This is a genomic window from Eubacterium sp. AF15-50, assembly GCF_934835595.1.
In the GTDB taxonomy this organism is placed as follows: Bacteria; Bacillota; Clostridia; order Lachnospirales; family Lachnospiraceae; genus Eubacterium_G; species Eubacterium_G segne.
Genome location: NZ_CAKVZL010000008.1, coordinates 1 through 14,576 on the forward strand (window position 1 = coordinate 1; position 14,576 = coordinate 14,576).

The 14,576-nt window shown below is 35.8% G+C and carries 15 protein-coding genes and 1 pseudogene; 15 read left to right on the forward strand and 1 reads right to left on the reverse strand.

What is annotated here, in order from left to right; translation table 11 throughout:
- The 7 genes and pseudogenes from Q5O73_RS01875 to Q5O73_RS01905 form a co-directional block, all read left to right on the forward strand.
- A pseudogene (locus Q5O73_RS01875) lies at nt 1-200 on the forward strand (chromate transporter); the annotation flags it as partial.
- A gap of 107 nt (nt 201-307) precedes the next feature.
- Entirely contained in the window at nt 308-1,471 is a 1,164-nt protein-coding gene (locus Q5O73_RS01880) for an FprA family A-type flavoprotein (RefSeq protein ID WP_302628986.1), read from the forward strand.
- Between the two features lie 225 nt (nt 1,472-1,696).
- Nucleotides 1,697-2,938: an ammonium transporter gene (locus Q5O73_RS01885; protein WP_302624021.1), complete on the forward strand. Its 1,242-nt coding sequence runs from the start codon at nt 1,697-1,699 to the stop codon at nt 2,936-2,938.
- Nucleotides 2,939-2,978: 40 nt separating this feature from the next.
- Nucleotides 2,979-3,335: a P-II family nitrogen regulator gene (locus Q5O73_RS01890; RefSeq protein ID WP_021952284.1), complete on the forward strand. Its 357-nt coding sequence runs from the start codon at nt 2,979-2,981 to the stop codon at nt 3,333-3,335.
- 112 nt (nt 3,336-3,447) lie between these two features.
- The gene (locus Q5O73_RS01895) at nt 3,448-4,335 is read left to right on the forward strand and encodes a DegV family protein (RefSeq protein WP_118589453.1); all 888 of its coding nucleotides are present in this window, start codon (nt 3,448-3,450) and stop codon (nt 4,333-4,335) included.
- A 67-nt stretch (nt 4,336-4,402) separates the two neighbouring features.
- A complete protein-coding gene (locus tag Q5O73_RS01900; protein WP_302668923.1) occupies nt 4,403-5,278 on the forward strand; it encodes a DegV family protein in 876 nt (291 codons plus the stop codon).
- A gap of 2 nt (nt 5,279-5,280) precedes the next feature.
- Nucleotides 5,281-5,517 (forward strand): cysteine-rich small domain-containing protein, encoded by a 237-nt coding sequence (locus tag Q5O73_RS01905; RefSeq protein ID WP_368074781.1) that lies wholly within the window; start codon nt 5,281-5,283, stop codon nt 5,515-5,517.
- On the opposite strand, the gene Q5O73_RS01910 is transcribed toward Q5O73_RS01905, so the two are convergent.
- Nucleotides 5,478-6,299: a hypothetical protein gene (locus Q5O73_RS01910; protein WP_302668924.1), complete on the reverse strand. Its 822-nt coding sequence runs from the start codon at nt 6,297-6,299 to the stop codon at nt 5,478-5,480. The two genes, Q5O73_RS01905 and Q5O73_RS01910, sit on opposite strands and share 40 nt — an antisense overlap.
- Nucleotides 6,300-6,697: 398 nt before the next feature.
- Between Q5O73_RS01910 and Q5O73_RS01915 the strand changes: the two genes are divergently transcribed.
- From Q5O73_RS01915 to Q5O73_RS01950, 8 genes are all read left to right on the forward strand, one after another.
- The gene (locus Q5O73_RS01915; protein WP_302668925.1) at nt 6,698-7,057 is read left to right on the forward strand and encodes a hypothetical protein; all 360 of its coding nucleotides are present in this window, start codon (nt 6,698-6,700) and stop codon (nt 7,055-7,057) included.
- A 202-nt stretch (nt 7,058-7,259) separates the two neighbouring features.
- Entirely contained in the window at nt 7,260-8,690 is a 1,431-nt protein-coding gene (locus Q5O73_RS01920) for an immunoglobulin-like domain-containing protein (protein ID WP_302668926.1), read from the forward strand.
- An 11-nt stretch (nt 8,691-8,701) separates the two neighbouring features.
- The gene (locus tag Q5O73_RS01925; protein ID WP_021952288.1) at nt 8,702-9,406 is read left to right on the forward strand and encodes an acyl-[acyl-carrier-protein] thioesterase; all 705 of its coding nucleotides are present in this window, start codon (nt 8,702-8,704) and stop codon (nt 9,404-9,406) included.
- A 17-nt stretch (nt 9,407-9,423) separates the two neighbouring features.
- Nucleotides 9,424-10,314 carry a S1 RNA-binding domain-containing protein gene (locus Q5O73_RS01930; protein WP_368076728.1) on the forward strand — a complete coding sequence of 297 codons (891 nt, stop codon included), beginning with the start codon at nt 9,424-9,426 and terminating at the stop codon, nt 10,312-10,314.
- Nucleotides 10,315-10,453: 139 nt separating this feature from the next.
- A complete protein-coding gene (locus tag Q5O73_RS01935) occupies nt 10,454-11,572 on the forward strand; it encodes an ABC transporter ATP-binding protein (RefSeq protein ID WP_302668927.1) in 1,119 nt (372 codons plus the stop codon).
- A gap of 14 nt (nt 11,573-11,586) precedes the next feature.
- Entirely contained in the window at nt 11,587-11,733 is a 147-nt protein-coding gene (locus Q5O73_RS01940) for a hypothetical protein (protein ID WP_158576861.1), read from the forward strand.
- Nucleotides 11,734-11,755: 22 nt separating this feature from the next.
- The gene (locus Q5O73_RS01945) at nt 11,756-11,923 is read left to right on the forward strand and encodes a hypothetical protein (RefSeq protein WP_302668928.1); all 168 of its coding nucleotides are present in this window, start codon (nt 11,756-11,758) and stop codon (nt 11,921-11,923) included.
- A gap of 206 nt (nt 11,924-12,129) precedes the next feature.
- A complete protein-coding gene (locus Q5O73_RS01950; protein WP_302668929.1) occupies nt 12,130-14,313 on the forward strand; it encodes a glycosyl hydrolase in 2,184 nt (727 codons plus the stop codon).
- Nucleotides 14,314-14,576: the final 263 nt, after the last annotated feature.

Genomic DNA, 14,576 nt, shown 5'->3' on the forward strand with positions numbered 1-14,576 from the left:
CTGCGGTAGTATCTGTGGCAACCACTGTATTTTTCCCTGACGGTATTAAAAAAGCGGTGCTGCAAACTCCGGAAATATATATTTCTGTAGCAGTGTTTTTAATTATGTGCTTTTTGGCTTTTAAGAAAAAACATCCTATATTAATCATATGCCTTTCAGCGGTAATTGGGATTGCAGCAGGGAATTTCTTTGGACTGTAATTCATTAGAGGTAATGCAGATTCGTTAATTATGAAAGTTGACGCAACTTTTTGTGCAATGCTATAATTGATAAAAATATAATAGGTTATTTGGAAGGAGCAGGACAAATGGTAGAAAAAGTTACAGACACCATATTAAATGTTGGAGTTAATGATTATGATATAAAGATTTTTGAAAATCAGTATATATTAGAAAAGGGAATGGCATATAATTCATATGTTATTTTAGATGAAAAAGTGGCAGTGATGGATACTGTGGATGAGCATGTAACGGAAGAGTGGCTCGTCAAAGTAGATGAGGCATTGCTGGGAAGAAGTGTTGACTATCTTGTAGTGCAGCATATGGAACCGGATCATTCAGGCAGTATAATGGCATTGGTTAATAAATTCCCTAATATGAAAATAGTTGGAAATGCAAAAACTTTTCAGATGATAAATCAGTTCTTCCATGTGGATTTAGGAGACAAAAAAGTGGTTGTAGCTGAGGGAGATACATTGGAACTGGGAAAACATACTCTTAGCTTTGTAATGGCACCTATGGTTCACTGGCCGGAGGTTATGGTTACATATGATAGTGCTGAAAAGGTTCTTTTTAGTGCAGACGCCTTTGGAAAATTTGGCACCAGGGATGCAGATGAGGACTGGACATGCGAGGCAAGAAGATATTTCTTTAATATTGTTGGTAAATATGGTGCACAGGTTCAAATGCTTCTGAAAAAATTAGCAGGCGTTTCAGTGGAAAAAATATGCGCCCTTCACGGACCTGTATTAACTGAAAACCTTGAATATTATATTGGAAAATATGATATTTGGAGCAAATATGAGCCGGAAGATAAAGGGGTATTCATAGCCTATGCATCTATACATGGAAACACAGCCAAGGCAGCGGAAAAATTAAAAGAAATGTTAGAGGAAAAAGGTTGTGAAAAAGTTGCAATATGTGACTTGTGCAATGAGGACATTCACGAAGCAATAGAGGATGCATTCAGATATGACAGAATGGTACTGGCTGCCTCAACTTATGATGGTGGAGTTTTCCAGCCAATGGAGACATTTTTAAACATACTTAAATCGAAAAATTATCAGAAAAGAACAGTGGCTATTATGGAAAATGGCTCCTGGGCACCAATGGCAGCAAGAGCAATGAAGGCATCTCTTGAAACCATGAAACAGATAGAAATTCTAGAACCGGTTGTTTCAATTAAATCTGCAATGAATGATGAAAATGTAGAGCAGATGAAAAAAGTAGTAAAAGAACTTGTGAATTTATAAAATTAAGATTCAACTAAGATTTAATTGATTTTCTAAACTTTCACTTGAAATAATTAAGCTTCGATGTTAATATTTTAAGTGAACAAGGACGTTCGACATATGATATATGTGTCGGGTGTCCTTTTTTGCATTGAGAATCTTATCAGCCTACCCCCTAACAAAGGCTGACAAATAGGAATTTTGGTGCCAAGACTGAAAAATATATATTTAACGGAGGTATTATTTATGAACACAGGGGATACAGGATTTATGATTATCTGTGCGGCATTTGTATTTTTTATGACGCCGGGGCTTGCTTTTTTCTATGGAGGACTTGTTAGAAGAAAAAATGTTGTAAACACTATGATGGTATGCGTAGCCATAATGGGATTATCAGTTTTTATGTGGACTTTATTCGGATATTCTTTAGCATTTGGTGGAAACCACGGCGGAATTATAGGAGATTTCAGATGGTTTGGATTAGAAAATGTAGGCATGGAGGCGGGGCCTTACGCCGATACAATTCCTCATCTTGTATTTTGTGCATTCCAGATGATGTTTGCAATGATTACGCCGGCACTTATAACCGGAGCTTTAGTAGGAAGAATGAAATTTAAGGCATTGTTTATATTTATTGCCTTATGGTCAATAGTTGTTTACTATCCATTGGCACATATGGTATGGGGCGAAGGCGGACTTTTGGCAGAAATAGGTTCCGTGGATTTCGCAGGAGGAGATGTTGTACATATAAGTTCAGGTGTCAGCGCTCTTGTTTTGGCAATTATTTTAGGAAGACGAAAAGGATATGAAAGAGTAACATATCGTATTCACAATATACCTTTTGTAGTTTTAGGAGCTACAATTTTATGGTTTGGCTGGTTCGGATTTAATGCAGGAAGTGCCTTAGGGGCAAACGGATTAGCTGCCCACGCTTTTATGACTTCAGCAATTTCTTCAGCAACAGCACTGTTGTCATGGATGCTTCTTGATGTTATAAATGATAAAAAGACAACCTTAGTTGGCGCTTCTACAGGTCTGGTTTTAGGGCTTGTGGCAATTACACCGGGAGCCGGATTTGTTCCAATCTGGTCATCATTTATTATAGGTGCCTTAGTCAGCCCGATATGCTATTACGGAGTAATTCTGGTTAAGAAAATAATTAAAATAGATGATGCTCTTGATGCTTTTGGCTGTCACGGAATTGGCGGTATCTGGGGCGGAATAGCAACCGGAATATTTGGAAAAAGTTCAATTAACAGTGTGGCAAAATGGGATGGCCTGGTTTTTGGCGACTGGCGTTTATTTGCAGCCCAGATAGAAGGAATAGCTATAACAATTTTAATTGCAGTTGTAGGAACGCTGATTTGCGTAGGCATTGTCAGAATCTTCACACCTTTAAGAGTAACTCTTAGGGAGGAACAAATCGGACTTGATATTACACAGCACGGAGAAAGTGCTTACCCTACATTTAACGGAATGGATCAGTAGAATTTTAAAATAATAAATAACCTATATGGAGGTAATCATTATGATGATTAAAATAGAAGCAATTGTCAGGGAAGAAAAGTTTGAAGACGTAAAAAATGCTTTGGCAGACATTAATGTAAACGGACTTACGGTTTCTCAGGTTATGGGATGTGGAATCCAAAGAGGATATAAGGAAATAGTCCGTGGTATGGAGGTTGACATTCAGATGCAGCCAAAAATTAAATTTGAGATTGTAGTATCTTCTGAGGAATGGGCAGATAAAACCATAGCTGCAATTAAAAAGGCAGCGTATACCGGTGAAGTAGGAGATGGTAAAATCTTTAGCTATGAGATAAGAAGTGTTGACAAAATCCGTACAGGTGAGACAGGATATGCCGCAATTCAGCAGCAGGAATAAGACTTCAAGTAAAACTTAACCTTTTTCGCTTCTTGCCTAAAATATACAATAATGTTATAATTCAAAAATGTAAAAACTAAACTATGTAAGCCAATTAGAAAGGAGCAGGATGATGAGTGATTATGTAATCAGCTGTTGCTCAACTGCAGATTTATCAGCAGAGCATTTTGAAGAGAGAAACATTAATTATGTTTGTTTTAAATACGAATTAGATGGCGTAAGCCACTATGATGATTTAGGCAAAACAATGCCTTTTGACAAGTTTTATCAGGCTATGGCAGACGGAGCGGAAACAAAGACATCACAGGTTAATGCAGACGAATATGAAAAATATTTCAGAAAGTTTTTAGAAGATGGAAAAGATATTTTGCATCTTTGCCTTTCATCAGGAATTTCAGGCTCAATTAATTCAGCAATGATTGCAAAGTCAGCATTAGAGGAGGAATTTCCTGACAGAAAGATATATGTATTAGACTCCTTAGCAGCATCGTCAGGCTTCGGACTTCTTATGGATAAAGTGGCAGACCTAAGAGATGAGGGGATGTCAATTGATGAATTAAAGGATTGGGTAGAGGCAAATAAGAGAAGGGTAAATCACTGGTTTTTCTCTACTGACCTTACATTCTACATAAAAGGTGGAAGAGTTTCAAAAACGGCAGGATTTTTCGGAGGAATCCTTGGAATATGCCCGCTGTTAAACGTTGATTTAAACGGTAAGCTTATTCCGAGAGCCAAAGTAAAGGGAAAAAGAAAAGTAATAAAAGAAATAGTTGCCAGAATGGAAGAATTAGCAGAGGATGGGTATGACTATTCACAGAAATGCTATATTTCCAATTCTGCATGTTTAGAAGACGCACAGGCAGTAGCAGCCCTTGTTGAAGAAAAATTCCCTAAGCTTAACGGAAAAGTGGAAATTAACAGTATTGGAACTACTATTGGAAGCCATACCGGTCCCGGAACAGTAGCGTTATTCTTCTGGGGAAAGGAAAGAGTGGATTAAGCCGATTGCCCCATAAGGCATAAGGACCATTATCAGGTGTTTAGGCAAAAAGAAAGGATAATAATATATGAAAACAGCGGTTATGACCGACAGCAATAGCGGAATAAAGCCGGAAGAAGGAGAAAAACTTGGAGTTTTTTCTCTTTCCATGCCGGTTATTATAGACGGAAAAGTTTATTTTGAAGGAAAAGACATAGAAGAAAAGGAATTTTATGATAGTATGATTTCCGGAAAGGATGTGACATCATCACAGCCTTCACCGGGAGATGTTATGGATATGTGGGATAGCATATTAGAAAATGGTTATGATGAGGTGGTATATATACCTATGTCCAGTGGACTTAGTGCATCATGTCACGCAGCAATCCAGTTATCTGAGGAATACGACGGTAAGGTGCAGGTAGTGGATAATCACAGAATATCAGTAACCATGAGAGAAGCGGTAAAGGATGCCAAGTGGATGGCAGATAACGGTGTATCAGCTAAGGAAATAAAAGATGCATTAGAAAAAAATGCTTATGATTCAGTTATTTTCCTGACTGTAGACGACCTTAAATATCTGAAAAAAGGTGGAAGAATAACACCGGCAGCAGCAACTCTTGGTGCTGTTTTAAACATAAAGCCGATACTTACTACTGTAGGAGAAAAATTCGACGCCATTGAAAAAGTTCGCGGCATGAAGAAAAGTGTAGCAAAGCTTTTGGATTACACAGAAGAGTTTGTGAATAAAACACTAGCAGAAAAGCCGGATGCAGAAATAAGAATTGGTGCGGCAGGAACTTTTACAAATGATCAGGCAGCAGAAGAATGGTACAATGAAGTAAAGGAAAGATTCCCGAATGTTAAGGATATTTATTATAATCCTCTTTCTTTTAGCATATGCTGTCATACAGGCCCTGATGCAGTGGGAATCGGTGTAAGTGTAATACTTAGGGACGAATAAATATGAGTTATAAATTTTTCCAAAACAAGGAATGCGAATATTTTCCGTGCCATAAGGTAAAAGATACGAAAGATTTTAACTGTATGTTTTGTTATTGCCCACTATATCCCCTAAGGGATAAATGTGGCGGGAATTTTTCATACACCCCTAACGGTATTAAAGACTGTTCGGGATGTACTTTCCCACACCGGACAAATAACTACGAATTGGTGCTGGAAAAATTAAAGGATTTAATGTAGGACTTTTCCAAATATGGAAGAGTCCTTTTCATTATAATGAAGAAACCTATAATATCTATTATCATAATAACTTCTAAAACCTGTCCTAAGGTATATAAGGCACCAAAGTCGGAACCTAACCAGAAAACAAAGGTTGTAAGAATTTGCAGGGCAAAAGAAACGAACCAGGTCATTTTCCCCCATTTACGCTCATCACGACAGCAAACCTGAGGACACATCTTAAATAATCCACCACAAAACAGGAAAGTAGTTAAAACATTGCAGGCTAAATATACCATGCCGATAATCATGCCGGCTATACAAAGGCTTTCACCGTTTATAATAAAAGGAAGCATAGCCAAAACAATGTTTAAAATAATACCACTTACGGCAGACAATGAAGCCAGACTAAAACGTTTATTAGCCTTTCTTAGATTAAAGCATGCTACAAAAATACATATAAATCCCACAATATCGTTAAAAATATCTATATGTATATTGTCAAAAAATACCTTATCAATAACCTTAGTTTCTACAGCATCACTTGAAACGTTAGTTTCACTGCCTACAAGGGGATGCCTTGTACTTTTACTTGAGGTATCCATCAGTTTATATGTACATGTGGCACCGTAAAGGGAATCAATATTATAATATTGAAACTCGCCGGTAACGGAAGATGAATTTTCGTATTTGTGAGGATATTTAATATTGGTTTTAACATCCATATCAAGGGCAATTAAAACAAATCCAACAGCCAGTAAAATAAAATATAAAGTAAAATGAGATTTCTTTGTGTTTGACATGATTCCTCCTAGTTTTACAAGATTATGACTTTCTCAGAACTAGCAAAAGTTATAAGCAAATATATAAGATGTTTTTACAACTAAAAACAATCTTTTACTATGATATATGATACTAAAGTAATGGATTATCAATAATATCAAAAAAGAAAATCACACAATATATAATAACACGTAAATAGTCGTTATTGGAAAATATTTTTAAGAATAAATGTAAATTAATATATTGTGATGAAAATACAATCGATAATAAACAATAAAAAACAATGAAAAATAATTAATAATAATAAAAATGTATAAAAATATTGACGATAAAAAGAGTTTTATGGTAGTATTACTTTCGACAAAATAACAGAAAGGGGATATTATGACAAGTAAGTAATAGAGGAGATGTTTTGATAATGAAAAGAAACAGAGAATATTTTTACATTGCTTTTAGAGTGTTAGTTATTCTTATTGCGATTGGTGCTGGACAAGTATTAAAAGGTCTTGCAGATGTGATGAACACAACATATGATGGTACGAACTATTACAGGGCATTTATTATTTCCATAATTATAATTTCTGCGTTAATCGTAATCAGTATTAAGAGGATGAATATTAAAAAAATATCCATAAGAATTATAGGGGCATTAATATTTGCAATAAGCATTATATACACAATATCAAAATTTTATTATAACAAAAATATGGTATTAGGAATTATGATTTCAGTAGTATTTTTAATAGAATTATTGATAAATGAAAAAGTAGATAACTGATAATTAACAAAAAGAACTGAAGCGAAATACAGATCGCCTTCAGTTCTTTTTTTAGAAATAATTTAAGAATATTCTAAAAAAACATAATGCAATATTAGGCATTTCGTAACAAAAAAGTAATATAAAATATAAATTAGTTTGTAAATTAAAATGAATAATAGTATAATAGGGTTTACTTTAAATTTGAAAGGAGTATAAACTAATGAAAGCATTGAAAAAAAGTATATCAATACTTATGGTTATTGCCATGATTGTAACCACTATAACAGGGGTTAATCTGGTAAATGGAACTAAGGAAGTAAGTGCAAAGGAAAGTGCAGCATATACAATTAAAGTTAATTTAGGAACTAACTGCACAACAATATATAACAGCAGGGGAAAAGCAATTAAAGCCATGATTTGCTCACCTAGTAATGAAACACCGGTGGGAACATTTTATGTACCGGTAAAATACAGATGGCATGAAATGATTGGCAATTGCTATGCACAGTATTGTACAAGAATTACAGAGGGAATATTATTCCATTCAGTATGGTACTACAAGAATGGTGATAAATCTACAATGTCAGTTTCAGCTTACAACGTTATGGGACAGAAGGCATCTCACGGTTGTGTAAGATTACTTTGCAAGGATGCAAAATGGATATATGACCATTGTGCAGTTGGAACAAAGGTAGTTACATTCTGGGGCAGCAAGAAAGATGATCCATTGCCAAGACCTTCATTTACACCAATTAGCAATGGAAAATTCACAGATTGGGATCCTACTGATCCGGACACGGCTAACCCATATAGAAAGGCAGCGCCTAAAATCAGTGCCGATACTACAAAAGTAGAATATGGAAAGAAAGTTAGACCTCTTGATTTAGTAACAATTAAAGATAGTGCAGGAAATGTGCTTACAAAGAAAAATGCAACTATCAAGGTAAAAGGAAAAATTAACACTAAGAAAATAGGAAAATATAAGGTTAAATTTACTGTTAAGGATTCCATTGGAAACACAAAATCAAAGACTATTACATTTTCAGTTGTAGATACTAAGAAACCTGTTATAACAGGAGCAAAATCTAAAAAGAATATTGCTATGGGAACATCTGAAAATCTTAAAAAAGGTGTTACTGCTAAAATGAAATCCGGAAAGAGACTTACATCAAAAATACAGACATATGTAAAATATAATAATAGAAGTGTAAAGGCTAAAAACGGAACATACAGATTTACTAAGGCTGGAACATATAAAGTTACATATAAAGTAAGGGGAACTAATAAGTTAGTAGCATCAAAAACAGTTACCTACAAGGTAGTTGACAAGAGAGTTAAGTTTGCCCTTAATACATCAGCTGTTACTATTAAGCAGGGCGAAGCCTTTGACCCATATAGCTATGTAAAGACTCTTAAAAATTATAAGAATGCTGATCTTAATGTAAAGAATAATATTACAATTAAGGGAGATGTGGATACATCTGTTCCGGGAACATATACTATCACATATACAGCTACTTATAACAAAAAGTCATATACAGCAAAGACAGCAACCCTTAAAGTTACAGTAGAAAAGGCAGAAGAGGAAACAACTCAGCCGGAAACACCTGGAGAGACAACTCCGGAAGAAACAACTACTGCAGCAGAATAGGTGGCTTAATAATGTATACATTTAATACTACGGTAAGTTATAGCAGATTAGATAGAAATGGCAGTGTTCCATACTATGAGATAATGAATTACCTTCAGGATTGCAGCACTTTTCAGTCTGTAGCCTTAGGTGTGGGACCTGACCATATGAAAGAGGTTAATAAAGGATGGGTGGTACTTGCCTACAAAATAAAACTTTATAAACCTTTGAAATTAGGGGATGAAATATGTGTTGGCACTGCACCTTCAAAATTTGGAAGGGTAATGGCTAACAGACAGTATTTCATCAAAGATAATGATGGTGAGTACGCAGTTAAGGCGGAAACCATATGGGCAATGATTGATCTAAAAAGCAGAATGCCCATAAGAATAAGCGACGATGAAACCAAAGCCTATTGTGAAGAAGAGATATTTGAGGAACTTCGTGTTTCAAGAAAATTAAGGCCTTCAGAAGATAGAAAGAAGCTTGAAAGTTTCAAGGTGCTTAGTTCATATATTGATGAAAACGGACACATGAACAATGCAAATTATTTGCGTGTAGCAGAGGAATACCTTCCGGTAAACAGGGATTTTAGTGAAATTGAAATTGTTTACAACAAAGAAGCCTTAGAAGGGGAGAAAATAATTCCTTATTTACATCAGGAGGAGAATGGACTTACCATTTCCTTTGAAAGTATGGATGGAGAGCTGCACACAATGATAAAGCTAACAAAATAAGTAATAAGTGGTATAAAATGGAAAAAAGAAATTTTAGAAATGAAAAAAGTGAATTAGATTCAAAAACTTTGGAATCAGGTGTAATAAAGCTGGGAAAAAGCCAGAATCTTAAGGTGGTAAAAAACACTGAGCACGGAGTTTATTTGGGAACGGAAGAGGATAAGGTACTGTTGCCTAAAAAGGAAGTTCCTGAAAATACAACTGTGGGAGATACGTTGAGAGTGTTTGTATACAGAGACTCTCAGGAACGTCTGATAGCTACAATGGTACAGCCTGCTGCGGAAGTAGGGGAAACAGCATATCTGAAGGTTTCACAGGTAACAAATGTTGGTGCATTTTTAGACTGGGGACTGGGAAAGGAACTGTTTTTGCCATATAAGGAGCAGACAAAGGAGATAGAAGAAGGGGAAAAGGTTTTAGTAGGCATTTATATTGACAAAAGTAAAAGATTAAGTGCAACCATGAAAGTATATGATTATCTTACCTGCAATTCTACTCATGAACCGGAGGATATTGTAAGCGGAACAGTATATAATTATAATCCAAAGTATGGAGCCTTTGTGGCAGTGGACAATAAGTATCATGGACTTATCCAGCAGAAGGAACTTACCCAAAAAGTGTATATAGGAATGCCTATCGAGGCACGAATAAAAAGTGTAAGACCTGATGGAAAAATGGATTTGTCATTAAGAAAAAAAGCATACCTTCAGGTAGATGATGATGCTAAAAAAATTGTGGAATTTATGGAAAATAACGGTGGAAAAATAGATTACACTGACAAGGCATCACCTGAGAGAATAAAAACGGATTTCAATATGAGCAAAAGTGAGTTTAAACGTGCTATCGGCAGATTGCTCAAAGAAAAACGTTTAACTATTGGTGAAAATAACATATTTTTAAACAAATAGTGCCACCCCTATGCAAATGTAACAAAGATTATTTCATTATTTTGTTTAATTACAATATAGCAATTTATGTCATTGTGATTTATTATTGTTGCATACAAAGGGTTAGAGAAAACTATTTTTATTAGGAGGAAGAAAGTATATGGCAAGTTTATCATTAAGAAACATCTGCAAAGTTTATCCAAACGGATTCAAAGCAGTAAAGGATTTTAACCTTGAGATTAAGGACAAGGAATTTATTATTTTTGTAGGACCATCAGGTTGTGGAAAGTCAACAACACTTCGTATGATTGCAGGGCTTGAAGAAATTTCATCCGGTGAATTATATATTGGAGACAAATTAGTAAATGACGTAGAACCAAAAGACAGAGATATAGCAATGGTATTCCAGAACTACGCTTTATATCCACATATGACAGTATACGATAACATGGCATTTGGTCTTAAGTTAAGAAAAGTACCAAAGGCTGAACAGGAAAGATTAGTTAAGGATGCAGCTAAGATTCTTGACCTTGAGCAGTTACTTGACAGAAAGCCAAAGGCTTTATCAGGTGGTCAGAGACAGAGAGTTGCGATGGGACGTGCCATCGTTCGTAATCCTAAGGTATTCCTTATGGACGAACCACTTTCTAACTTGGATGCTAAGTTAAGAGTACAGATGCGTGTTGAGATTGCTAAGATTCATAAGAGATTAGGTGCAACAATTATCTACGTTACACATGACCAGACAGAGGCTATGACACTTGGTACAAGAATCGTAGTTATGAAGGATGGTGTTGTACAGCAGGTTGATTCACCAAAGAACTTATATGACAGACCGGTTAACTTATTCGTTGCAGGATTCATGGGTTCACCACAGATGAACTTCATTGATGCAGAAGTTGAAAAAGAAGGCGATGACATTAAGTTACATATTGGTCAGGCCAGAACATATATCACAGTTCCTGCAGAACAGGGCAAGAGACTTGAAGAAGGCGGATACATCGGTAAGACAGTTGTTATGGGTATCAGACCTGAAGACATTCATGATGAAGAAAGCTTCATTGAAATGTCACCTGAAAGTGCTTTCACAACAACTATCAGAATTTACGAATTACTTGGTGCAGAAGTTTACTTATACTTCGATGTTGAGGGATTTGATTGTACAGCAAGAGTAAATGCACGTACAACAGCAAGACCTGGTGATGAAGTTAAATTAGCTATGGATCTTACAAAGTTACATATCTTTGATAAGGAAACAGAGCAGGTTATTACAAACTAAGAAACAGACACATTGTGTTAATATACAAAGGAACTGTTTACAATATTAAGCAGGTAAATATTATATTGGAGGATGCTGGTGCAAGCGAGTATTATATAGAAGTGTCTACCGACGGAGAAAATTGCGGAAGCAGAAGGAATGGGCAGACAACAGAATCGTAATGATGCCATCATCCTCTTTATTATGTCTAATGCGCGTTATGTTAGAATTGTGGGGACCGCAAGAAATACAAATTATGGATACTCCATTTGGAATATGGCAATATATGGAACGGAGGATCTGAAAGTTGATGAGACAACGACTCCGGTTGCAACGAAGTCTGACATGATAACTAATCAGGCAGCAACGTAGCCTGTCTCTACATCTGAACAGACTACAGCAAAGAACTCTATAAAAGTCGCAAAAACCAAAGTGAAGAAGGCAGCGAAGGATAGAAATTCAAAGAGCGCAAAAATATCTTTGAAGAAAATAGAAGTGTTATGGTTCATGATCTAGGATAAAGAAACTAAGCATGAAGTAGCATAGACAGTGTTCATTGACGAAAGAAAGGAGTTGCGGTGATTAATCAGATAAGGAAAAAAGAAAATCTGTTAAGACTGGTATTCATGATTGTAATGGTAATTATGCTTGTTCCGTTTTTTGGTATGAAAAAAGAAACGCAAGCCGCGCAAGCATTTGAAATTACTGCTCCAGCGAATAATGGATTAATTGGTGCAGGCTGTTTTGATATAAAATGGTCACCAGCTGTAGGATCATCTGTAAAAAACTATAAATTATATATCGATGGGCAGTTGATTGCAACAACCAGTGATACCTCATATGAGTATTATACAACTAATGTAAAAATGTATACGGCATATGTAACGGCAGAATATAATAATGGAACAAGCAAGAGCACAGAAACAATAACTTTTGGAGTCACCAAAAAGGGGTTGTGTGCAAATGAGGAGATGGCAAGATATTTAGAGCCAGTGGAAATGAATATGGGCTGGTATTATAATTGGGCCGCATATCCACATACATATGAATCCTACAAAACAATGGAGTATGTTCCAATGATTTGGGGAACGGGAAATGAAGGAAGTATATCTTATGTAGCAGAAAATGGATATAAGCATCTGTTGGCATATAATGAACCGGATGCAGGTGGAGATATTGGAGGGAGCAACATAGATGTAAATACGGCGATTGGTCATTGGAATAATTTTCTGGGACATGATTATGTTTTGGGAACGCCGGCACCATCATTAAGCCCCTCATGGGATAATGGCGTGTGGTTTCGTACATTTATGAATGGAATCAATCATGATACGGTGGATTTTATTGCGCTTCACTGCTATTACTGGCAATATACAGGAAAAGAAGCAGCTGAGACTTTTTTGAGAGAAGTGGTTGATAAAACATATGAGATGTATCATAAACCGATATGGATTACTGAATTTGCTGTTTATGGATGGCCGCATAATGACGTGGAACATATCGAATCCGTGAAAGAATTTATGAAAACTGCAATTGATGGATTGAATGCCAGACCTTATGTGGAAAGATACGCATGGTTTTCGTTTAATTCTACGAATGAGACGAATGGAATCGCATCATTATATAATTATGAGACAGGAGACTTAACAGAATTAGGAAGGCTGTATGTCGAGTATGGAAATCCGGAAGGATATGTGCAGTTACCGCTTAAGGGACAAGAATACACATTATTTAGCGGGACAAGAAACACTTTGTTAGATGATGCAGTAACAATCAAGGATGAAATTTATGAGAATTTTGTAAGAAAGTCAGGAGTCAGCGTTGTTTCCACATCTGATGAAGGGAGTGACACTGGGGCTGATAAAGCAATTGACAGCGATATTGGAACCAGATGGGCATCCGCGCAAAAGGTGGACCCATCGGGATTAACGATTGATTTGGGACAGATTATTAATTTGAAGCAGATTAATATTATATGGGAAACAGCGAGTGCGAGAGAATATGATATAGAAGTGTCGTCAGATGGCCAAACATTCACGCGAATTGCAGAAGAGCGAGATGGAATTTCGTATAATTATAAAAATGACACGATGATTCTAGATAAAATGGTGAATGCCCGCTATATAAGAATTAATGGCACGTCTAGAAACACAGAATATGGGTATTCTATATGGGATATTGCTGTTTATGGAAAAAGTATTGATACAAAACCAGAGATAATTACAAGTGACAAAGTTAAAATCGAGGGATATCAGATAAGTGCCGTGAAAGGTGGAAGCCGAGTAATTGGTTCGGTAGAACCACAAATAAATAATGCCAAAGTCCTAAAATGGGGTTTTATATATGCATTAGATAGTTCCGAAGGACAGGATTTTAATGTGGATGATCGTGATATACGCATAGATTCTGATAGCGAATATGTCAGAGTGTTTGAAACAAGCGATCAGGGAAACAGTAATGCTGTTTTAGGAGAATCATCCACAGCAATGTACTTTGTGAGAACAATGTTGTTCGCATCCACTACAGAAAAAGAATTTACTACGAAGTACAAGGTTAGAGCTTATGCTCAGCTACAGAATGGAGAATATGTGTATAGCAATGTATGTACATTTTCGGTTTATAATATCAGTGATTATCTGTACAGAAATAAGAAAATGAGTAACCTTTTATCTCATGAATATTTGTATAACAATATATTGAAAGTGGTAAATCCATCTTATAAGAAAGTAGATTTTGAATGGTCGAATATTCTTGCAAAATAAATACAAAAAGGATAGTAAAAGGGGCTGTAAAAAAAGTCTCCTAAAAGTAAAACAGCTATGAGCTCGCACTCATAGCTGTTTTTGGGTATAATTAATTATGCGACTAATTAATCAGGCTTTTTGTCAAGCATGGGGTAATCACTTATATATAAGTTTGATGACAGATATGAAGGGCAGAGGGAGAAGCGTACACAAAAAATTCATTAAAATTTAAAATATAATGGAAGGCTTTCTCTTGTGTTTTGCTAAAAACTGGGTTAGAA

Bases quoted from the DNA above. Each gene is read 5' to 3' on its own strand.
- Q5O73_RS01930 (WP_368076728.1), top strand. From the start codon at position 9,424: ATGGAAAAAAGAAATTTTAGAAATGAAAAAAGTGAATTAGATTCAAAA.
- Q5O73_RS01905 (WP_368074781.1), top strand. From the start codon at position 5,281: ATGAGTTATAAATTTTTCCAAAACAAGGAATGCGAATATTTTCCGTGC.
- Q5O73_RS01895 (WP_118589453.1), top strand. From the start codon at position 3,448: ATGAGTGATTATGTAATCAGCTGTTGCTCAACTGCAGATTTATCAGCA.
- Q5O73_RS01880 (WP_302628986.1), top strand. From the start codon at position 308: ATGGTAGAAAAAGTTACAGACACCATATTAAATGTTGGAGTTAATGAT.
- Q5O73_RS01890 (WP_021952284.1), top strand. From the start codon at position 2,979: ATGATGATTAAAATAGAAGCAATTGTCAGGGAAGAAAAGTTTGAAGAC.
- Q5O73_RS01910 (WP_302668924.1), bottom strand. From the start codon at position 6,299: ATGTCAAACACAAAGAAATCTCATTTTACTTTATATTTTATTTTACTG.
- Q5O73_RS01925 (WP_021952288.1), top strand. From the start codon at position 8,702: ATGTATACATTTAATACTACGGTAAGTTATAGCAGATTAGATAGAAAT.
- Q5O73_RS01920 (WP_302668926.1), top strand. From the start codon at position 7,260: ATGAAAGCATTGAAAAAAAGTATATCAATACTTATGGTTATTGCCATG.
- Q5O73_RS01915 (WP_302668925.1), top strand. From the start codon at position 6,698: ATGAAAAGAAACAGAGAATATTTTTACATTGCTTTTAGAGTGTTAGTT.
- Q5O73_RS01885 (WP_302624021.1), top strand. From the start codon at position 1,697: ATGAACACAGGGGATACAGGATTTATGATTATCTGTGCGGCATTTGTA.
- Q5O73_RS01900 (WP_302668923.1), top strand. From the start codon at position 4,403: ATGAAAACAGCGGTTATGACCGACAGCAATAGCGGAATAAAGCCGGAA.
- Q5O73_RS01935 (WP_302668927.1), top strand. From the start codon at position 10,454: ATGGCAAGTTTATCATTAAGAAACATCTGCAAAGTTTATCCAAACGGA.
- Q5O73_RS01945 (WP_302668928.1), top strand. From the start codon at position 11,756: ATGTCTAATGCGCGTTATGTTAGAATTGTGGGGACCGCAAGAAATACA.